At 71.2% G+C, this 21,704-nt stretch carries 9 protein-coding genes; 5 read left to right on the plus strand and 4 right to left on the minus strand.

Annotated elements, in window-relative coordinates; genetic code table 11:
• Window positions 1-14: 14 nt before the first annotated feature.
• The 4 genes from AB0I98_RS32295 to AB0I98_RS32310 form a co-directional block, all read right to left on the minus strand.
• Complete coding sequence (locus AB0I98_RS32295; protein ID WP_362948153.1) at window positions 15-665, minus strand: isochorismatase family protein; 651 nt, start codon at window positions 663-665, stop codon at window positions 15-17.
• A 99-nt stretch (window positions 666-764) separates the two neighbouring features.
• Window positions 765-2,495 carry a (2,3-dihydroxybenzoyl)adenylate synthase gene (locus tag AB0I98_RS32300; RefSeq protein ID WP_362948226.1) on the minus strand — a complete coding sequence of 577 codons (1,731 nt, stop codon included), beginning with the start codon at window positions 2,493-2,495 and terminating at the stop codon, window positions 765-767.
• A gap of 12 nt (window positions 2,496-2,507) precedes the next feature.
• Complete coding sequence (locus AB0I98_RS32305) at window positions 2,508-3,743, minus strand: isochorismate synthase (RefSeq protein WP_362948154.1); 1,236 nt, start codon at window positions 3,741-3,743, stop codon at window positions 2,508-2,510.
• 55 nt (window positions 3,744-3,798) lie between these two features.
• Window positions 3,799-4,590 carry a 2,3-dihydro-2,3-dihydroxybenzoate dehydrogenase gene (locus AB0I98_RS32310; RefSeq protein WP_362948228.1) on the minus strand — a complete coding sequence of 264 codons (792 nt, stop codon included), beginning with the start codon at window positions 4,588-4,590 and terminating at the stop codon, window positions 3,799-3,801.
• Between the two features lie 371 nt (window positions 4,591-4,961).
• Here AB0I98_RS32310 and AB0I98_RS32315 point away from each other — a divergent pair, with 371 nt between their 5' ends.
• From AB0I98_RS32315 to AB0I98_RS32335, 5 genes are all read left to right on the plus strand, one after another.
• Window positions 4,962-6,188: a 3-deoxy-7-phosphoheptulonate synthase gene (locus AB0I98_RS32315; RefSeq protein ID WP_362948156.1), complete on the plus strand. Its 1,227-nt coding sequence runs from the start codon at window positions 4,962-4,964 to the stop codon at window positions 6,186-6,188.
• A gap of 189 nt (window positions 6,189-6,377) precedes the next feature.
• Window positions 6,378-14,192, plus strand: a complete 7,815-nt coding sequence (locus AB0I98_RS32320) for an amino acid adenylation domain-containing protein (protein ID WP_362948157.1) — start codon at window positions 6,378-6,380, stop codon at window positions 14,190-14,192.
• Window positions 14,189-19,402 (plus strand): amino acid adenylation domain-containing protein, encoded by a 5,214-nt coding sequence (locus tag AB0I98_RS32325; RefSeq protein ID WP_362948159.1) that lies wholly within the window; start codon window positions 14,189-14,191, stop codon window positions 19,400-19,402. The genes AB0I98_RS32320 and AB0I98_RS32325 overlap by 4 nt, the downstream gene beginning before the upstream one ends.
• Complete coding sequence (locus AB0I98_RS32330; protein WP_362948161.1) at window positions 19,399-20,574, plus strand: saccharopine dehydrogenase NADP-binding domain-containing protein; 1,176 nt, start codon at window positions 19,399-19,401, stop codon at window positions 20,572-20,574. Before AB0I98_RS32325 ends, AB0I98_RS32330 begins: the two co-directional genes overlap by 4 nt.
• Window positions 20,571-21,704, plus strand: a complete 1,134-nt coding sequence (locus tag AB0I98_RS32335) for a Gfo/Idh/MocA family oxidoreductase (RefSeq protein WP_362948162.1) — start codon at window positions 20,571-20,573, stop codon at window positions 21,702-21,704. Before AB0I98_RS32330 ends, AB0I98_RS32335 begins: the two co-directional genes overlap by 4 nt.

Below are 21,704 nucleotides of genomic sequence, written 5' to 3' on the forward strand. Positions count from 1 at the left end.
TCTCGTGCCGATACTCAGAGTCTGGCCCACGCGTCGGCGAACTGCGCGGCGAGCTCGGCCCGGTGTGTCACCACACCGCACCGCGAAGCCACGTACTCCAGGGCCATGCTGTGCTGCCCCGCCGAGAAGTCGCCGAGTGCGTCGGCGACGAGAAAGGGCTGGATGTCCCGGCTGAACGCCTCGCATGCCGTCATCAGACAGCCGATGTGCGCGTAGACGCCGCAGATGATCAGCTGGTCCCGGCCCCGGCGGTCGAGGGCTTCGGCGAGTCCAGTCCCGTGGAACGCGCTGTAGCGGCGCTTCGTCAGGACCACATCGCCCGGCTCGGGGGCGAGTTCGTCGACGATCGCGGCGGCGGGGTCGGTGCCGATACCCGGCCCCCACATGTCCTGCAGCAGACCGCGCTCCTTCGGGCTCTGCCCGCCGGGCTGTGCCGAGTAGAGCACGGGGACACCGGACCGACGACAGTCCTCCCGCAGGGCCGCGATGTTCCTGATGAGTTCGGGCAGTGGAGGAGCGCCCGAGGTGAAGGCATCCAGGAAGTGGTTCTGCATGTCATGGATGAGCAGGGCGGCACGGCCGGGATCGGGCCGCCAGGACACCCGGTTGGTGGGCAGGCCGGAGGGGGTGGGCAGTGGATAGGAGGGGATGGACGGAAGCGCCACGGGTCTCTCCGTGCGTCGGGGGAGTGTGCCTCGGATTCGTAGGCCGGTAGTAAGGAGACGGATTCGTAGGCCGGTAGTAAGGATTCGAACGGCGGTACCTCAGGATTCGCTCACCGTCGGCCCGCCCTCGCGCAGTTGGGCGGCGAGGACACGGCGGATGTGCCGCTTGCCGACCTTGCCCACGGCGGTGTGCGGAAACTCGGTCACCACGCGTACGAGATCGGGGACTTTGTACGCGGCCACGCCCCGTTCCCCCAGGAAGGCGGCGAGTTGGCGGGTGGTGGGGGGTTCGCCGGAGGGGACGATCACGGCGCAGGAGCGCTCGCCGAGGAAGGCGTCGGGGATCGCGACGACCACGGCGTCCCGCACGCCTGGGTGCGCGATCAGGTGGTCCTCGACCTCCTCGGAGGCTATTTTCTCGCCGCCCCGGTTGATCTGGTCCTTCTCCCGGCCGACCACCACGAGATGGCCCTCCGCGGTTCTGCGCACGATGTCACCGGTGCGGTAGAAACCGTCCTCGGTGAAGGCGGACGCGTTGTGCCGTTCCGCGCGGTAGTAGCCGCGGATGGTGTACGGGCCGCGCGTGAGCAGGTGGCCCGCGGTGCCGGCCGGTACGTCCCGGTCCTCGTCGTCGACGATCCGGATCTCGTCGTCGGGCGAGATCGGCCGGCCCTGTGTGCTGAGGACCAGTTCCCTCGGGTCGTCGAGCCGGGTGTAGTTGACCAGCCCCTCGGCCATGCCGAAGACCTGCTGCAGCGTATGGCCGAACGCCTCGTCGACCTGGCGCGCGGCCTCCACACCCAGGGCGGCGCCGCCCACCTGGAGCGTGCGCAGACTCGACAGGTCGTGCCGGGTGCGGGCCGGGGCCTGTGCCCAGATCCTGGCCAGGGGCGGGACCACCGCGGTGATCGTGACGCCCTCGGCCTCGATCAGCGGAAGGGCGGCATCGGGGCTGGGGTCGGTGGACAGGACGATGCGCGAGCCCGCGTACAGCGCGCCGAGCACTCCCGGCGAGCTCAGCGGGAAGTTGTGCGAGACCGGAAGGACCGCCAGGTACACGCTGCTCGCGTCGAGTCCGCAGATCTCCGCGCTGGCCCGCACGCTGTACAGGTAGTCGTCGTGGGTGCGGGGGATGAGCTTCGGTAAACCGGTGCTGCCGCCGGACAGTTGGAGGAAGGCGATGTCGTGCGGCTCGGGACCGGCGGGGAGGCCCGTCGAGGGGCCGTGGCGCAGGGTGTCGAGGGCGTGGAAGGGCCCCGGCTCGCCGTCGATGAGCACATGGCGCAGGCTCGGCACCTCGTCGAGCAGCTCGGTGGCCAGGTCCCGGTGGTCGAAGCCGCCCTGCCGGTCCGGGCCGACATAGCCGCGCGCGTCCGTGGCGCGGCACAGATGGGTGATCTCGGCACGCCGGTGAGCGGGCAGCGCGAACACCGGGAGCGCGCCGAGACGGAAGAGCCCGAAGAGCGTCTCGAAGAATGCCGGGACATTGGGCAGATGCAGGACGACCCGGTCGCCGCGCCGCAGACCGAGCCGGTGGAGACCGGCGGCCACTCGGTCGGCCCGTGTGTCCAGTTCGGCGTAGGTGAGGGAGGTCGCGCCACCGGTCACCGCGACCCGGTCGCCGTACTGCATGGCCCGTTCGCGGAGCATCCGGCCGAAGGTCTCGCCGCGCCAGTGGCCTGCGTCCCGGTAACGGGCGGCGAAACTCTCGGGCCAGGTGGGGCAGTCGGCTCGCAGCCGGGCGAGTGTGGCCGCCTCGTCATCGGCCGGGCGCGGGGGATCGGTGGGTGGTACGAGGTCGGTGGGGTTTCCGGGCTCGGCGGGATGCATGGACGTGTCCACTCAGGTTTCCTCCTCTATCCCGAGAGCTGACAAGACCGTACGTAACTTGGCCGATGTCTCGGCCAGTTCGGCCCCGGGGTCGGAGCCGGGCACGATTCCGGCGCCGGCGAAGAGCCGTGCCGCGTCGCCCGCTATCTCGGCGCAGCGCAGTGCGACGGCCCACTCCCCGTCCCCGTTCGTGTCGCACCAGCCGACCGCGCCGCTGTAGAAGCCCCGGTCGAAGGGCTCCGTCTCGTCGATGACGGCCTGTGCGCGGGCCGTTGGCCAGCCGCATACGGCGGGCGTCGGATGGAGTGCGACGGCCAGTTCGAGCGCGCTGGTCCCGGAATCGCGGAGCTCACCGCTGATCCGTGTGCCGAGGTGCCACATGGAGGCGGTGCGCAAGAGGGAGGGCTGCCGTGGCACGGACAGCTTCCGGCAGTAGGGCTGCAGTACGTCCGTGATGGCCTCCACGACGATGGCGTGCTCGTGGGCGTCCTTCGTGGACCGCCGGAGCGCGTCGGCCCGTTCCCGGTCCTGTGCGGGGTCGGCGGAGCGCGCCGCCGACCCGGCGAGCGGGTGCGAGACGACGGCCTCGCCGTCTGTGGAGACCAGGAGTTCGGGACTGGCGCCCACCAGCATGCGCCGACCGTGCCCGTCGGCGCTGTCGCCGGGGAGACGTACGGCGAAGGTGCGCGCGTGCGGATCCCGGTGGGCCAGGCGGCGCAGCAGCCCCCCGATGTCGATCATGGTGGGCGCGGTCAGGTGGAGGGAGCGGGCCAGGACCACCTTGTCGAGTTGTCCCGGCGTGAGCTGATCCAGGACGCGGCGTACTTCCTGGGCGTAGACGGACGGTTCGGGCACGGACCGCCGCCGCCACGCGGTGGCGGGCGACGGCATCGGGGCTGTGGCCCGGACGTCGGTGGAGCGGGAGAAGCGGGCCGTGCGCGGCACGAACAGCTCGCTGGAGTGGTCCACGTGGAAGGGGAGTGCTCCCGCTATGACCGTGGGAGTTCCCGGAGTTGAGGCATCCGCGTCGTCGCGCCGGGCCGTCGCCAGTAGCTGCGCGGCGCGGCCCGGCAGGCCATGGAGCTCCGGCCCGACACGCACGGCTCGGTGGACACCGGTGGTGTGCAGTGTCCGCTGGGGGGTGCGGTGGACGAAGGAGGTCTGGGGGCCGAAGTCGGCGGGGTTCCACGCGCGTGCGTCGGACCGGACGGTGTCGCCGGTGGCCCGGCTGTCCTGAACTGGGGACACGATTCCTCCGATTCGGCCGGGCGGGCTGCGTGGCCCGGTCGCTGGGTGAGGCGGGTCAGCCGCGCAGGGTGGCTCCGCCGTCGACGTACAGGTCCTGCATGGTGATGTGGCGTGCCCGCGGTGAGACGAGGAAGCACACCGCGTCCGCGATGTCCTCGGGACTTGCCAGCCGGCCCAGTGGGATGCCGGGCCGGAACGCCGCCGGGTCGCCCGCGATGATCCGGGCCGCGCCGCTGTCGTCGCTCGCGTCGGGCCACAGGGAGCGCTGCATCGGGGTGTCGGTGGAGCCGGGACAGACGGTGTTGCAGCGGATGCCGTGCGCGGCCAGCTCCAGGCCCAGGCACTTGGTGAAGGTGACCGCCGCGGCCTTGGACGCGGCGTAGGCGGCCATGCCCGCGCGCGGAATCCCGGCGGCGTTCGAAGCGACCGTGACGATGGAACCCGCCTTGCGCGGGACCATCCGCCGGGCCGCGGCGCGGGAGGCGAGGAAGACGCCGGTGCCGTTGACGGCGATGGCCGTGTTCCAGTCCTGTTCCGTGCATGCCGTCACCTCGCCGGTCCGCAGTACTCCGGCGACGTTGACCAGGATGCCGAGCGGGCCGAGGGTGTGCTCGGCCAGCTCGACGGCCGTGTCCACGTCGGCGGCACGGGTGACATCGGCGGGGCACGCCAGGGCCGGCGCACCCGACTCGCACAGTTCCGCTGCGAGCTTCTCGACGGCGGTGCCGTTGCTGTCCACGAGCGCGACAGGGGATCCGGCGCCGGCCAGTGCGCGGGCCACCGCGGCACCGATGCTTCCTCCGGCTCCGGTCACGAGACTTACCGCATTGAGGGTCTGCTCTTGCATCTGCCGTGTCCCATCTGCTGAAGGCATGGGGAGCTTCTTCGCGGCACGTAGTTCGGCCAGGGAAGTCACACTTTGGCTGTGACGGCGATGCCCAGAACCGTAGCAAGGACGCGCCGGGAATTCCTAGGGATCTCACCGTCGAATCGAGGGAGGATGATATTCCGTTTAGTGGGGGTGATCGGCGGGCGGTGATGTGAGCGGCGTCTCCTTCGATTCGCCCTTGACAGACCTGGAGTGGCGCTTGTTCACTGTGCAAGGAAGGTCGTCGTTGAAGCCGCAGTGCACTGGCTGAGGGTGAGGAGAAATTTCATGTTCTACTTCTTCTTATTGCGTGAAAGCTGTTCGCACTGCACGTGTCACGGGGGCGCAGCGTGTTCAAAGAGCTATACGTATCTGCACAGTCGATAGCCGTACTTGATACGAAGACTTCCGCCGCAGCCGACGCTGCCGCGATTGACCCTGAAGAACATCAGCCGGACTGGCAGGACCCGGACCGAATACGTGAGGTCCGGCGTCAGTTGTCGGTGCTGCCTGAGCTGGTCGCTGAAGAAGAATGCCGGGCACTGACCCGGCAGTTGAGTCGTGTGGGGCGCCGCGAAGCGGTGCTTCTGCAGATGGGCGACTGCGCCGAGCGCTTCGCCGACGCCACCGCATCCGTCGTGGCCGACAAGGTGGCCCACCTCGAGCGCACCGCGGACACCATTCGCGCGCAGACGGGATGCGACGTCGTCCGCGTCGGCAGGATGGGCGGGCAGTACGCCAAGCCCAGGTCGAGACGGACCGAGATCCTCCCCGACGGCACCCTTGTGACCAGCTACTTCGGTGACGCCGTCAATGACCTCGACGATCCGGGGGCGCGTCGCCCCGACCCGCGGCGACTGCTGACCGCCTACCACTGTGCGGCCCTCACCCTAGCCTGGCTCCGTCGGTACCGCGCACAACGGCCGCCGGCCGACCATGTCTACGCCTCCCATGAAGCGCTCTTGCTCGACTACGAGTGGCCCCTGCTCGCGACCGGCGCACGCGGACGGTTCGCTTCGTCCGGTCATCTGCCGTGGATCGGTCACCGAACCAGATCGCTGAACGGCCGCCATGTCGAGCTGCTTGAATCTGTGACCAATTCGGTGGGTGTGAAGATCGGCCCCGGTATTACGCCGGAACAGGCATGCCGACTGAGCCGCAGACTCAACCCGGAGGCGTGTGACGGTAAGTTGCTGTTCATCACGCGTTTCGGCGCCGATCGCATCGATGATGAGCTGCCGCCGCTCGTTGACGAGGTCGCGCGGAAAGGACACCCGGTGATTTGGGTGTGCGATGCCATGCATGGAAACACCATGAACGCGGGCGAAAGAAAGACACGGACCGTGCGTGCGGTCAAGAATGAGATCCGTGCTTTCGTCCGCATCATGAAAGAGAACCGCCAATGGCCCGGCGGACTTCATCTGGAAACGACGCACGCCAATGTGACCGAATGCGTGGACGGCCGGCTTGACCATGGCAGGGCGCCGCATTTTCCCCGCTACCTCAGCGCATGTGATCCCAGATTGAATGGTGAACAGACGGCCGAGGTGGCCGATTACTTTTCAACCATTCTCTGAGTCGCAGACATCATCCACCCGAAAGCACATTCACCAGGGCGCTTGCGCCGCCGGATCCATACCATCCCGCGGTCACGCCGAGCCGCCCGCACCGGTGTCCGCGCCCGGCGCGCGGGACCACCGACGACCTGGTCACAGAGGTCCGCGGGGACGCGGCCAGCGCCCCTGTCCGACACGGGAGTTGCGGCAATGACGAACACCACCCGGCCCACGTCCACCACCCGTCCCCTCGATGCGGAAACCCCGGCACCGCCGGCACCGCCCGCGCTGACCCTGGCCGAACTGCGCGAGGACGTGGCGGAGTTGACCGGCCTTGCGGCAGAGGACGTCACCGACGACGAGGACCTGATCGGCCTCGGCCTCGACTCGATCCGCATCATGACACTGGTCAACCGCTGGCAGGAGCGCGGACTGCGGGTCACCTTCGCGGAACTCCTCGAACAGCCGACCGTGGCTCAGTGGTGGGCGCTGCTCGGCGCGCAGGAAGGCGCCGTACCCGTGGCGCCACCTCGCAGCGAACCGGTGGACGTCGAGGCGACCTTCCCCCTCACCCCGGTGCAGCACGCCTACTGGATCGGCCGCCGTGACGGCCAGCGGCTCGGAGGTGTGGGATGCCATTTCTACGCCGAGTACGACGGGACGGAGGTGGACCCGGACCGCCTGGAGCGTGCCGTCCGGGCCCTGGAGAGCCGCCACCCCATGCTCCGCAGCCGGTTTCTGGAGGACGGCACCCAGCAGGTGACCCGGCAGGGCGCCTGGCCCGGACTCACCGTGCACGACCTGAGGAAGGCGACAGACGACGAGATCACGGCTCAACTGGACAAGATCTGGGAGGAGTTGTCCCACCAGCGGCTCGACGTCGCCGCGGGCCGGGTGTTCGACATCCAGCTGACGCTGCTCCCCGAAGGCGCCACCCGGCTGCACGTCAGCGTCGACCTGCTCGTGGCCGACGTCCTCAGCATCCAGATCATCCTGGACGACCTGGCCCGCTGCTACGACGACCCGGAATCCGCCCCCGCCTCGCCGCCGGCCCACTTCGCGCAGTACCTGGCTGACCAGGAGCACCAGCGCGACCAAGCACGGAGCAAAGCCCGCGCGTACTGGCAGGACCGCATCGAGGACCTGCCCGCAGGCCCCCTTGTGCCGCTCGCCACCGCGCCCGAGGACGTCGGCCGGCCGCGGTTCACCCGCCTGGCCGCCCAGCTGGACGCGTCGGAGTGGACCGCACTGAAACAGCGGGCCAGGGAGCGTGGTCTCACCCCGGCGATGGTCCTCGCCACCGCGTTCAGCGAGGTCCTCGCGGCCTGGAGCGCCCAGCAGCGCTTCCTGCTCAACCTGCCGCTGTTCGACCGTCTGCCCGCGAGCGGTGACACCGGCACGGAGCGCATGGTGGCCGACTTCACCAACCTGATCCTGCTCACCGTGGACGCCTCCGACTCCCAGCCCTTCACGGACCGCGTCCGCAGGGTGCAGACCCAGCTGGCCGCCGACGTGGCCCACGCCGCCTACTCCGGCGTGGAGGTCCTGCGCGACCTCGGGCGCAGCAGGCCCGCCGAGCACATCACGGCCCCCGTGGTCTTCGCCAGCAACCTCGGCGGCGGCGACCTGGTGAGCGCGGAGTTCCGCAGGCGGTTCGGCGACACCGCCCGTGGCATCTCACAGACCCCGCAGGTCTGGCTCGACCACCAGCTCTCCGAGCAGGACGGCACCCTCCAATACAACTGGGACGCCGTGGAGGGGCTGTTCTGCGAGGGCGTCGTGGAGGCGATGTTCCTCGCCTACCAGAGGTTGCTGAAGGAACTGGTGGACTCGGACGCCGTGTGGAGCGAGCCGGTCGGGGATCTGCTGCCGACGGGGCAGCGGGCGGTGCGTGAGGCGGTGAACGCGACCAGCGGCGAGGTGAGCGGCCGCCTGCTGCATGAGGGCTTTACGGAGTGGGCGGAGCGTGAACCAGGGCGGACCGCGCTGGTGTGCGGGGACGGCCGCGAGGTGTCGTACGGAGAGTTGGCGCGATGGGCGTCGGGGGTCGCGGGGCTCCTGTCCGAGTCCGGGATCGCTCCCGGTGACGTGGTGGGCGTGACGGTTCCCAAGGGGCCCGGGCAGATCGCCGCCGTGCTGGGCGTGCTGTGGGCCGGGTGTGCGTATGTGCCGGTGGGCGTCGAGCAGCCCGCACAGCGCCGGGCCCAGATCCACCGCAAGGCCGGCGTCACCCATGTTCTGACCACCGACGCCCTGAGCGAGGAACTGGGCGCCACCACCGGCGCGACGGTCCACGCGGTCGACCGGCTGCCCGCCGACGTCCCGCACCCCGCCCCCGTACGGCTCGCGGACACCGAGACCGCGTATGTGATCTTCACGTCGGGGTCGACCGGCGAGCCGAAGGGGGTGGAGGTGTCGCACGGCGCGGCGGTGAACACCGTCGAGGACGTGTGCGAGCGGTTCGAGGTCGGGCCGCAGGACCGGGTGCTGGCGGTGTCGGCACTGGACTTCGACCTGTCGGTGTTCGACGTGTTCGGCCTGCTGGGCGTGGGCGGCGCCGTGGTGCTGGTCGAGGAGGGGGAGCGGCGGGACGCGGTCCGCTGGCTGGAGCTGGTGGACCGGTATCGGGTCACGGTGTGGAACACGGTTCCGGCGTTGCTGGACATGCTGGTGACGGTGGCCGAGGGCACCTCGGCTTCGCGTCGTGAGCGTGAGGCCGGCGGGCTCCGGCTGGTGCTGGTGTCGGGGGACTGGGTGGGCTTGGACCTGCCGGGGCGGGTGGCCTCGTGGTGGGGGCCGGAGTGTCGGTTCGTCGCCCTGGGCGGGGCGACCGAGGCGGCGGTGTGGTCGAACGCGTACGAGGTCGAGGTCGTCCGGGAGGGGTGGCGTTCGGTCCCGTACGGATTCCCATTGCGGAATCAGTGTTTCCGGGTGGTGGACGAGCGGGGCCGTGACTGTCCGGACTGGGTGGCGGGTGAGCTGTGGATCGGCGGGGCGGGGGTCGCCGAGGGGTATCGAGGCGATCCCGAGCTGTCCCGGGAGCGATTCGTGCAGTGGGAGGACCGTCGTTGGTATCGCACCGGAGATATGGGGCGATACTGGCCGGACGGGACGCTGGAGTTCCTGGGGCGGCAGGATTTCCAGGTGAAGGTGCGCGGACACCGGATCGAGCTGGGCGAGATCGAAGCCGCCCTCGAAGCACATCCGTTGATCGACCATGCCATCGCCACCACCAGCGGAGACAAGGGGAGCCGTCAACTCGTCGCCGCCGTAGTGCCGTCCCTGCCCTCGGCCCTGCGCGGACCCTCCCTGCCCGACTCCTCCGCGACGGACGAACTGGACGCCGCCGTACGCGCGGTCACCGCGTCCACCCTGAGCGAGCCCGCCCCCGGCCGATCCCACGCGACCGACGAACTGGAGGCCCAGCTCGTCGAGACCCTGCTCGTGAGCCGCGTCCTCGCCGAGGCCGACGTGGCCTCGGGCGCCCGCTCGCTCAGTGCCGTCGCCCGTCGTCTCGGCGTCTCCGAGACACAACGGCCCCTGCTGCGGCTGTGGTTGGAGTGGCTCACCGAACGCGACGTCCTCAGCGCCGACGGACACGAGTGGGTTGCGGGCCCCCGCATGGCGGACACCGGCGCCCCGGGCCGTCTGGAGCGGCTGTACGAAGAGTGCGCAGGCACCCCGATCGCGGCGCCGGCCGCCCATCTCACCCACCGCGCAAGCGAGTTGGTGAAGTTGCTGCGCGCCGAGCTGCCCGCCACCGCGCTCCTGGAAGAACCCGAGCTGCGACCGGACTTCCTTGCCCATAGCGACGTCGGCACTCCGCGGGAACTCGACGTGATCGCCCAGCACATCGCGGCGCTGGCCGCCAAGCTGGGCCGCCCCGTCTCCGTGGCCGAGCTGGACAGCCGCGGCGGCCACGCCGCCCACTGGCTCCTGAGCCGGCTCGGCCCCGAGCAGCTCCGCTACACGGCCCTCGACTCCTCCTCCGCCATGCTCCAGGAGACCGCCGAACGCTGCGCCGGCCTCCCTCACCTCTCCTCCTGCGAACGAGTGCCGGACCAGCTCGTACCCGAACACCTCGTCCAGCGCTTCGAGATCGTCCTGGCCGACAACGCCCTGCACCGCCACCACGACGTCACCACGGGAGCCCGCACCGCCGTGGCCCTGCTGCGGCCGGGCGGCCTCCTGCTCATCCGCGAACGCACCCGGCTCACCCCGCTCGCCCTGCTCACCGCCGCGCCCTTGGAACGCGGCTACGCGGACCTCGACGACGTCCGGCGCGCACGACGCAGCCCGCTGCTCGCCGAGAAGGAGTGGGGCGAACTGCTCACCGCCGCCGGGCTCACCGACGTCATGAGCGCCACCTTCGACACGAACGGCATGGTGCTGCGGGCCCGCTGCCTGCCGGGTCCCGCACTGCCCGACACCGCTGCTCTGCGCGCGTGGGCCGCCGACCGGCTGCCCTCCTACATGGTCCCCGATCAGCTCGCGGTGGTCCCCGCACTGCCGCTCAGCGCCAACGGCAAGGTCAACCGCCAAGCGGTCGGCGCCCTGATGGCCCGGTTCCAAGGTGGAACCGTCGCGCACACGCCGCCCCGAGGGCCGGTGGAGCAGCTCGTCGCCGAACTCTGGCAGGAGCTGTTGAACGTACCGCGCGTCAGCCGCGACGACGACTTCTTCGCCCTGGGCGGCGACAGCCTGCTCGCCACCCGCCTGGTCACACGACTGCGCGCGGCGGGTGCCGTCGACGCCGACCTGCAGCGCCTGTTCACGGCGCCCGTGCTCGCGGAGTTCGCCGACGGACTGCGCGTGGGCGACGGCGCCGCACCACCCGCACCTGAGCTGACGGCCGATCCCGAGCACCGCTACGACCCGTTCCCGGCGACCGACGTCCAACAGGCGTATCTGTTCGGCAGGCACCAGGACTTCACGCTCGGCGGCGTCGGAGCCCACTACTACGCCGAGTTCGAGCACATCGCCCTGGACCTGAACCGCTTCGAAGAGGCATGGAACCTCCTCATAGCCCGTCACGACATGCTGCGCACCGTATTCACCGCCGACGGCACACAGCGGGTGCTCGCCGAGGTCCCCCGCTTCACCGTGCCGCTGCGCACGGCGGACGAGGGCCAGGAGCAGACCCTCCTCGACGAGATGCGCGCGGCCATGTCGCACCAGGTGCTCGACCCGCTGCGCTGGCCGGTGTTCGACGTACGCGCGGTGCGCGCCGGAGCACGCACGCGGGTCGCGATCAGCCTCGACAACATCCTCCTCGACGGCCTCAGCATGATGACGCTCTTCGCCGAACTGGAACGGCTCTACGAGGATCCCGACGCCGCCCTCCCACCGGTCCGCATCCGATTCCGGGACTACGTCCTGAATGCCGGCCCCACCGACGAGGAACGCGCCGTCGCGCAGCGCTACTGGACCGAACGCCTCGCCGACCTGCCGCCCGGCCCGCAACTCCCGCTGGCCACCGACCCGCGGCTGATCGAACGGCCGCGCTTCACCCGGCAGTCGGCCCGCCTCGACGCCGACAGCTGGCAGACCGTCAAGGAGCGCGCGCGAGAACACGGCCTCACCCCCTCCACGGTGCTGCTCGCCTGCTACGGCGAGGTGCTGAGCGCCTGGAGCTCCAGCTCCGACCTCACCCTCAACCTCACCCAGTTCGACCGCAGGGAAGTGCACCCCGACATCAACAACATTCTGGGCGACTTCACTTCACTGCTGCTCGTGGCCTACCGCCCACGAGCCGGGGACACCTGGCTCGACACCGCCCGTCGACTGCAGGAGCAGGTCTGGCGCGACCTCGACCACCAGCAGGTCTCGGCGGTCTGGGTGATGCGCGAACTGGCCAAGGCCTCCGGCGGTGCCCAAGCGTCCATGCCCGTGGTGTTCACCAGCGCCCTGGGCGTCGGCGACGAACTGGCCGGCTTCGGCACCGAGCGCTTCGCCGACCGGGTCTGGGGCATCTCGCAGACCCCGCAGGTCTGGCTCGACCAGCAGGTCTACGAATCCCGCGGCGACCTCGTCATGGACTGGGACGCGGTGGAGGGGCTGTTCTGCGAGGGCGTGGTGGAGGCCATGTTCGCCGCGTACCAAGGTCTGTTGACCAGGCTGGCGGACTCCGGCGCGGCGTGGAGCGAGCCGGTGGAAGACGTGCTTCCCGAAGAACAGCGGGCGGTACGAGAGGCGGTGAACGCCACCGCCGGGCCGGTGAGCGGGCGGCTGCTGCACGAGGGGTTCGCACAGTGGGCGCGGCGGGACCCGGGACGTACGGCGCTGGTGTGCGGCGACGGCAGCGGAGTCTCGTACGGAGAACTGGCGCACTGGGCCTCGTCGGTGGCCGGGCTCCTGGCCGAGGCGGGCGCGCAGCCGGGCGACGCGGTGGGCGTGACCGCACCCAAAGGACCCGGTCAAATCGCCGCGGTTCTGGGGGTGTTGTGGGCCGGCTGCACCTATGTCCCCGTCGGCGTCGACCAGCCGGCGCGGCGCAGGGATCGTATCTACGCGAAGGCCGGCGTGCGCATGGTCCTCACCGAGGCGCCCTCGGTCGTGGCCCAACCCCCGTCCGGAGTACGGGTACTGAAGAATCCTGACGCCGGGGCGGGTGCCGGACCCGTCCCTGCCCCGACGGCCGAAGGCATCCGTCCCGACAGCCCCGCGTACGTGATCTTCACGTCCGGGTCGACGGGCGAGCCCAAGGGCGTGGAGGTGTCGCACACCGCTGCGGTCAACACGCTCGACGACATCGGTGAACGCTTCCGCGTCGGGCCGCAGGACCGGGTGCTGGCGGTGTCCGCGCTCGACTTCGATCTGTCGGTCTTCGACATCTTCGGGCTGCTGGGCGTCGGCGGAGCCCTGGTGCTGATCGAGGAGGAGGAGCGCCGCGACGCCGCGCGCTGGCTGGAACTGGTCGAACAGCACCGGGTGACGGTGTGGAACACGGTGCCGGCCCTGCTGGACATGCTGGTCACCGTGGCCGAGGGCCCGGCCGCGAGCGGGGCGGGCGGCGAGCTGCGGCTGGTGCTGGTGTCCGGGGACTGGGTGGGGCTGGACCTGCCGGAACGGGTGGCCCGCTGGTGCGGACCGGACTGCCGCTTCGTGGCACTGGGCGGCGCCACCGAGGCCGCCGTCTGGTCCAACGCCTGCGAAGTCGACACCGTCCCGCCGTCCTGGCACTCCATCCCGTACGGCTTCCCGCTGCGCAACCAGCGGTACCGCGTCGTCGACGAACGGGGCCGCGACTGCCCCACCTGGGTCCCCGGGGAACTCTGGATCGGCGGCACCGGCGTCGCCCTCGGCTATCGCGGCGACCCCGGACTGACCCAGGAACGTTTCGTCGACCACCACGGCGCCCGCTGGTACCGCACCGGCGACATCGGCCGCTACTGGCCCGACGGCACCCTCGAGTTCCTCGGCCGCATCGACTTCCAGGTCAAGGTCCGCGGGCACCGCATCGAGCTGGGCGAAGTCGAGGCCGCCCTCGAAGCACACCCGCTCGTCGACCATGCCATCGCCACCACCACCGGTGACCGTACGAAGCGCCGGCTCACCGCCTTCCTCGTCACCCGCGACCCCGCACTGGACACGGACGAGCTCACCGCGTTCCTCGGGGAGCGGCTCGCGCCCGGCGCCATCCCCAGCAGCGTGACCGTGCTCGACACCTTCCCCCTCACCGCCAACGGCAAGGTGGACCGCACGGCGCTCGCGGAGCTCGCCGCACAGGAACAGCACGGCATCGACGACAGTGAGCCACCGGTCGGACCCATCGAGACGGAGTTCGCCGCGATCTGGGCCGAACTGCTCGCCACGGAGCACATCGGCCGCCATCGGAACCTCTTCGAACTCGGCGCCGACAGCCTGCTGGCCACCCGGTTCGTGGAAATCGTGCGGGCCAGGCACGGCATCGGACTCTCCGTCGGCCAGGTCTTCGAGGGACCCACCGTCGCGGAGTTCGCCACCGCCTACACCGCACACGCCGATCACCTTGAGGACGAGCTGGCAGAGGACGGCACCATATGAGCGTCGACGAGCTGATCACCGAACTCGAACAGGCCGGCATCCGCCTGTGGGAGGAAGACGGCCGGCTGCGGTTCCGCGGCCCCAAGGGCGCGATGACCGACGAACGCAAAAAGGCCCTGCGCGCCGCCAAGGACGAGGTGCTCGCCGCCCTGCGCCAGGCCTCCGGAGCCGTGGTGGCCCAGGCCCAGCCGGAGCAGCGCCACGAGCCCTACCCCGTCACCGATGTGCAGGCCGCCTATCTCCTCGGCCGCACCGATACCTTCGAGTACGGCGGCGTCGCCTGCCACGGATACGTCGAGATCGCCTTCCCCGACCTCGACCCGGCCCGCATCCAAGCCGCCTGGAACACCCTGGTGCGGCGCCACGACGCGCTCCGCTCCGTCGTCCACCCCGACGGGTACCAGCACGTCCTGCGCGAGGTGCCCGAGTACCGCATCGCCGTGAGCGACATGCGCGGCGCCGACTCCGGTGAGGACCGGCAAGCCATCGAGGCGGCACGCGCCGACCTCGCCCACCAGGTGCGCGCCCCCGACGTCTGGCCCCTGTTCGATCTGCGCGTCACCCTCACCGACGACCGGGCGCTGCTGCACGTCTCCATCGACCTGCTCATCGCCGACTACGCCAGCATCCAGCTGCTCCTCGCCGAACTCGACCAGCTCTACGCCGACCCGGACCACCGGCTCCCCGACCTGGACATCACCTTCCGGGACTACGTCCTCGCCGAGCGCCGGCTACGGGACTCCGTCCGCTACCAGGCCGACCGCTCGTACTGGATGCGGCGACTGGACGAACTGCCGCCCGCACCCGAACTGCCCGTACGCGCCCCGGAGCCGAGCCGACGCACCGGCCGCCCGGCGCGGTTCCGGCGCTGGGAGACCACCCTCGACGCGGCACGCTGGACCCGGCTGAAGAGGTCCGCCACCGCGCACGGCGTCACCGCGTCCGGCGCCGTACTCGGCTGCTACGCCGAGGTCATCGGACGGTGGAGCCGCCGGCCCCGCTTCACCCTCGACCTCACCCTGCTCAACCGGCTGCCGCTGCACCCGCACACCGACCGCCTCGTCGGCGACTTCACCTCCGTGTCCCTGCTCGCCGTCGACCTGTCGCGGCACGACACCTTCGCGCAGCGTGCGCGCGCCATGGCCACCCAGCTGTACGCCGACATCGACCACCGGCTCTTCTCCGGAGTGGAGGTCCTCAGGGAGGTGGCCCGGCGGCGGGGCCGGGGCGCCGCACTCATGCCGATCGTCTTCACCAGCGCCGTCGGACTCACCGACCAGCGCGTCGACGAGGGCGACCTGACGGGCAAGGGCGACTTCGTCCACGGCATCAGCCAGACGCCCCAGGTGTGGATCGACTGCCAAGTCGTCGAAAAGCAGGGCGCGTTGAGCGTCAACTGGGACGTGCGTGAGGGTGTCCTGCCCGAGCAGGTGGTGGAGGACATGTTCGCCGCCTTCGCCGCACTCCTCGGCCGGCTCGCCGACGACCCCGGCATGTGGGACGAGGCCGCCCCCGTCGCCCTGCCGCGGGCCCAGAGCGAACGGCGCCGCCGTGTCAACGACACCGCGGGCCCGCTGCCCGACCAACTCCTGCACCATGATGTCGTCGCCCAGGCCCGGCGCACTCCGGACCGCACCGCGGTGCGCTGCGGCACCGCCGCACTCACCTACCGCCAGCTCCTGGACCGGGCGCAGGCCGTCCGCGCGGATCTGGCCGCCGCCGGATGCGGCCGCGGTGACGTGGTCGCCGTACACATGGACAAGGGCCCGGAGCAGGTGGTCGCCGTCCTCGGCATCCTCCTGTGCGGTGCCGCCTACCTGCCCGTCGACACCAATCAACCGCCCGCGCGGCGCACTGCCATGCTCACGGACGCCGGAGTCCGGCTGGTGCTCACCCAGCCCTGGAACGCCGATGTGCGATGTCCCGACGGCAGGACGCTCGTCGTCGGCGGCAAGAACACGGTGACCGCCTCGACCCAGGAGCAGCCGGAGCCGGGAACACATCCCGACGACCTCGCGTACGTGATCTACACCTCGGGTTCCAGCGGGCGGCCCAAGGGCGTGATGATCAGTCACCGCGGTGCTCTGAACACCGTCGCCGACATCAACCGCCGCTTCAAGATCGGCCCGGACGACCGGGTCCTGGCCCTGGCGCATCTCGGCTTCGACCTGTCCGTGTACGACCTGTTCGGCCCGCTCTCGGTCGGCGGCTGCCTGGTGATACCCGACGCGGAGCGCCGCGCCGATCCCTCGCACTGGGCCCAGCTCGTGGCCGACCACGAGGTCACCGTCTGGAACTCGGTACCGGCCCAGATACAGATGCTCCACCACTACCTGGAGTCGGAACCCGCGCTCCAACTGCCCTCCCTGCGCCTCGCGCTGCTGTCCGGCGACTGGATACCGGTGCGCCTGCCCGACCAGATACGGACCCGGATTCCCGAGCTGGAACTGATCAGCCTGGGCGGCGCCACCGAAGCGTCGATCTGGTCGATCTTCCACCCCATCGGCGCCGTCCCCCCGGAAGCGCGCAGCATCCGCTACGGCAAGCCCCTGACCAACCAGACCTTCCACGTGCTCGACCACCGCCTCGACGACTGCCCCGACTGGACGGCCGGGGAGCTGTACATCGGCGGCACGGGCGTGGCCCTCGGCTACCTCGGCGACACCGAACTCACCGCCCACCGCTTCCTCACCCACCCCCGCACCGGACAGCGCCTGTACCGCACCGGTGACCTGGGCCGGTATCTCCCGGACGGCGACATCGAGTTCCTGGGCCGTGACGACCAGCAGGTCAAGATCCGCGGCCACCGCATCGAACTGGGCGAGGTCGAGGCCGCTCTGCAGGACCACCCCTCGGTGGCGGCCGCGGCCACCGTCGTACGCGAAGGCGATTCAGGCCGCCGCGAGCTCGTCGGCTTCGTCGCACCGGCTCTCGCGGACACCGCCACCAAGGCCGAACGCGCCGCGGTCGACAAGGCCGTTGCGGCGGCCGCGCGCCGCGCCGCCACCGCCGTCGGCGAAGGAGCGGACCGGGACCAAGTACGGCGATTCAGCGCGGCGTTGGACCGAGTCGCCCTGCTGACCATGGCCGACGCACTGCACGGCGCCGGCCTGTTCGCGACAGCGGACGAGACCCACGCGCTCACCGACGTGTACGAGGCGCTGCGTGCCACCCCCGACCACTACCGCCTGGTCCGCCGCTGGCTGCGTGCCCTGGAGGAGAACGACCTGGTGCGACGGAACACCGCCACGGGCCGCTACCACGGACTGACACCCACGGGCCGCTCCGCCGTCGCCACCACCTGGCAGAAAGCCGAACGACTGCAGCACGAGGTCGGATTCGGTGCGGAACTCGTCCGGTATCTGAGGATCAGCTCCGAGCACCTGCCCGCGCTCCTCGCCGGTGAGGCGGACCCCCTGCATCTGCTGTTCCCCGAGGGCGAGAGCGCCACCGCCGAGGCCGCGTACCGGGACAACCTCATCGCGCGCTACCTCAACGCGGCCACCACCGCCGCCCTGGTGGAGCTGGCCGGGGGTGAGCATGTCGCGTCGCGGCGGGATCCGCTGCGGATTCTGGAGATCGGAGCGGGCGTCGGCGGGACCAGCACGGAGGTGATACCGGCCCTGGACGGCCTCGGGGTGGAGTACGTGTTCTCCGACATCTCCCCCTTCTTCCTCGGCGGGGCGAGGGAGCGGTTCGCCGCCCACCCATGGGTGAGCTACCGCGGCTACGACCTGAACAAGGAGCCCCGGGCGCAGGGCGTACCCGCCAACTCCTTCGACGTCGTCCTGGCCGCGAACGTCCTGCACTACGCCCACGACATCGAGACCGGGCTGGCCCGGGTCCGCGAACTCCTGTGCCCCGGCGGCCTGTTGGTGTTCATCGACGCGACCCGCGAGAACTATCCGCTGATGACGTCGGTCGAGTTCCTGGAGGGCGGTGAGGGCTTCGACGACGTCCGGCACGCGCAGGAGAACATGTTCCTCACCGAGGAGCAGTGGCTCGGACTCCTCGACGGCATCGGTGCGCAGACCGTCGCGCTTCTGCCGGAGGCGGGCGAGGCCCTGGACTGCCTGGGCCAGGCCGTTTTCGTGGCCCGGGTCAAGACCGACCGGGCCGAGGTGCCGCGGCGCGGCCTCGACGCCCACCTGGCGCAGCGGCTGCCGGAGTACATGATCCCGTCCGCCGTGCACGTCGTCGACGAGATACCGCTCAGCGGCAACGGCAAGGTCGACCGGAAGGCCCTGCTCGCCCTCCTCCCCGACGAGGCCGACCGGACGCCCGAGGACAGCGGCGAGGAACCCCGTACCGACCTCGAGCGCAGGCTCGCCGCCCTGTGGGCGCAGGTGCTCGGCCGCCCGAGCGTCGGCCGGGACCAGAACTTCTTCGAACTGGGCGGAGACTCCCTGCTCGCCGCCCGCCTCGTCGGCCGGATGCGCGAGGAACTGCCCGAAGCGGGCGGCATGTTCTTCGACAGCCTGGTACGCGAGCTCTACCCGGCCCCGACCGTGGCCGGCGTCGCCGCCCACCTGTCGGCCCGCGCGGGCACGGACGAGAGCACGGCCGACGCCGGGCATCCTGACGGGCTCGTCGAGCTGGTGTCTTTGGACGGCACCGGCAGCGCGGGCCTCGCACAGCAGCGGCTGACGATCCTCGTACACGACGAAGACGGCTCGCTGGAGCGGTACGGCGTCCTGCCCGCCGCGCTCTCGGCACAGGATCAGGATCAGCAGGCACCCGGCTCCCTCCTCGGACTGCGGATCGCGGACCCGGACGCCTGCCTGCGCCGCGACCCCGGGGATCTCGTGGCGGGACTCGCCGCCGACGGACTGCGTCTGATCACCGGCACGGGAGCCACCCGCTTCCGCATCGTCGGCAGCGGCGCGGCCTGCCGGGTGGCCACCGAGCTGGCCCACCAACTCACCGAGAACCAGGCCGAGGTCGACCTGCTCGCCCTCCTGGTCGACCGGCGGCCCGCGCAGGGGACGGCGAGGACCGCGCTCGCCGAGCACACCGCCGCCGCGGCCACCGCCCACGAACCGGCCCTGTACGCGGCCGACATCACGCTGCTCACCTCGGCGCGGGACACCGGTGACACTGAACGGCAGTGGCAGGACGTCTGCCTGGGGGACGTGCGCGTGGTACGGGCCGACGGACCGGACGACGAGGAGCGGGTCCTGGTGTCGCTGCTCACCGGGACGGCACGATGACGGCGCGCATCGCCCTGCTGGGTGCCTCCGGAGCCGTGGGCCGGGCCACCCTGGACGAGCTCGGCGGCCACCACGCATCCCCGAAGCGGCCCCAACAGGCCTCTGAACGCTACGAGTTCCGGCTGGGCGGCCGTGACCCCGAGTCCCTGAAGACCGCGCTCGGACCTCGCCTTCCCCCAGGCGCGGAGATCCGGCGGGTGGACCTGCGGGACTCCGACGCACTCGCCCGGTTCTGTGCCGGCAGCGCCGTAGTGGTCAACTGCGCGGGACCGGCGCACCTCGTCGGGGACCGCGTGGCGCGGGCCGCCCTCGCCGCCGGAGCGCACTACGTGGACCCCGGCGGCGAGTCACTGCACCGGGAACTCACCGCGGCCGACCCCGGGCCGATGCTCTCGCAAGACCGCACCGCGCTCGTGTCCGCCGGTATGACCCCCGGCCTGTCCGCCCTCCTGCCCCGCATGCTCGCCGACGGGTTCGACCGGGTGACCCGGCTGTGCGTCCACGCCGGAGGGCTCGACCGCTTCACGCCCGCCGCGGCCGGGGACTACGTCGCCAGCCTCTCCAACGGGTACGGCAGATCACTCGCCGCGTGGCGGCACGGCAGGGTCCGTTCCGGCGTCCTGCCCAGGCGGGAGCGCCAGCACCTGCCGTACTTCACCGGCCCGGTGACCGCGCACCCGTATCTGAGCGCCGAGATGGAACGGCTCGCGAAGCGTCTCGGGCTCATCGACCTCGACTGGTACAACGTGTTCGCCGGAGACCAGGTCCTCGCGGCCCTCGGCCGGGCCGGCCGGCACCCCGGGGACGCGGCCGGCGCCGTCACCGAGCTGATCGCCGCAGCCGACCGTGACCTGCTCGTCCACCACCCCTACCAGCTCTTCGTGGTGCGACTCGACGGCACGGCGGGAGGCCGCCCGGCCGGCCGGACGCTGGTCCTGCGTGCCGCCGACAGCTACCGGCTCACCGGCTGTGTCACGGCCCTGGCCACGGTGGCCGTACTCGACCGCGGCGTCCCCGCCGGAGTCCATTTCGCCGGGGAGGTGCTCGACACCCGGCGGGCCGAACAGTGGCTGCGGGGCAGCGACGCCGTGTCTCACCTCCATGTCGCGGACACCCCAGGCCAGTCGGCGGACGCGGTGGCGGAGGCCGCGGAGGAAGAAGGCGCCCTGTGACGGCCGACGACCGCACCAGGACGATGCGGGTGGTGGTGTGCGGCACGAACTTCGGCCGGATCTACCTCAGCGCCCTGGCCCGGACCACCCGGCCCTTCCAGCTCGCCGGAATTCTGGCCCGGGGCAGCGAACGCTCCAAGGCCTGCGCCGAGCGTTACGGAGTGCCCCTGTACACCTCCGTCGACCGGCTGCCCGAGGACATCGACGCGGCCTGCGTCGTGGTCAACTCCGGCATCAACGGAGGCGCGGGCGGTCGGCTCGCCGTCGAGCTGATGGACCGGGGCCTCCACGTGCTGCAGGAACACCCCGTCCACGAAGCCGAATTGGCCGACTGTCTGCGTGCCGCACGCCGCGCAGGCGTCGTGTACCGGCTGAACACGCTCTATCCGCACGTGGCCCCGGTCCGCCGGTTCCTGGCCGCCGGACGCGCCCTGCTCGCCGAACAGCGGCCCCTGTTCGTGGACGCCACCTACGCGGTCCAGGTCGCCTACCCGCTCTTCGACATCCTGGAGAGACTGCTGGGCGGCGTACGCCCCTGGCAGTTCGACCAGCCGGTCGCCACCGGCGGCCCGTTCGATCCCGCCGTGAAAGCCCCGCCCTTCCGCAGCCTGGACGGGGTACTCGCGGGCGTCCCGCTGAGCCTGCGTGTCCAGCACCAGATGGACCCGGTCGAGCCGGACAACCACATCCATCTGCTGCACCGGATCTCGCTCGGCACGGAGGGCGGCGTCCTCACCCTGGCGCACACCCACGGGCCGGTGCTGTTCAGCCCTCGACTGCACCGCCCGCCGTCCGCCGCCGACGTGCCCGACCTGGCCGAGGCCGCCGGCAGCGCCCTGGACCTGCCCAGCGCCACCGTCCTCGGACCGGCCACCGCACCCACTCACCGGCAGGTGCTCGCCCGGCTCTGGCCCGACGCCGTCGAGCGGGCCCTCGTCGAACTGCGCACGGCCGTCCTCGCGGGCACCGACCCGCTGCGGGACGGACGGCGCCACCTCGCCGCCGGACGGGTGTGGGCCAAGGCCAACGCCCTGCTCGGCGCCCCCGACCTGATGAGCCATCGGCCGCCGGTTCCCGTGGACCCCACGCTGCTCACGGCCGCCGTGGCCGCCCTGGACGACGAAAGGTGA

The sequence above is a fragment of the Streptomyces sp. NPDC050211 genome (assembly GCF_040656035.1).
GTDB lineage: Bacteria > Actinomycetota > Actinomycetes > Streptomycetales > Streptomycetaceae > Streptomyces.

Bases quoted from the DNA above. Each gene is read 5' to 3' on its own strand.
- AB0I98_RS32300 (WP_362948226.1), bottom strand. From the start codon at position 2,495: ATGCATCCCGCCGAGCCCGGAAACCCCACCGACCTCGTACCACCCACC.
- AB0I98_RS32310 (WP_362948228.1), bottom strand. From the start codon at position 4,590: ATGCAAGAGCAGACCCTCAATGCGGTAAGTCTCGTGACCGGAGCCGGA.
- AB0I98_RS32320 (WP_362948157.1), top strand. From the start codon at position 6,378: ATGACGAACACCACCCGGCCCACGTCCACCACCCGTCCCCTCGATGCG.
- AB0I98_RS32325 (WP_362948159.1), top strand. From the start codon at position 14,189: ATGAGCGTCGACGAGCTGATCACCGAACTCGAACAGGCCGGCATCCGC.
- AB0I98_RS32330 (WP_362948161.1), top strand. From the start codon at position 19,399: ATGACGGCGCGCATCGCCCTGCTGGGTGCCTCCGGAGCCGTGGGCCGG.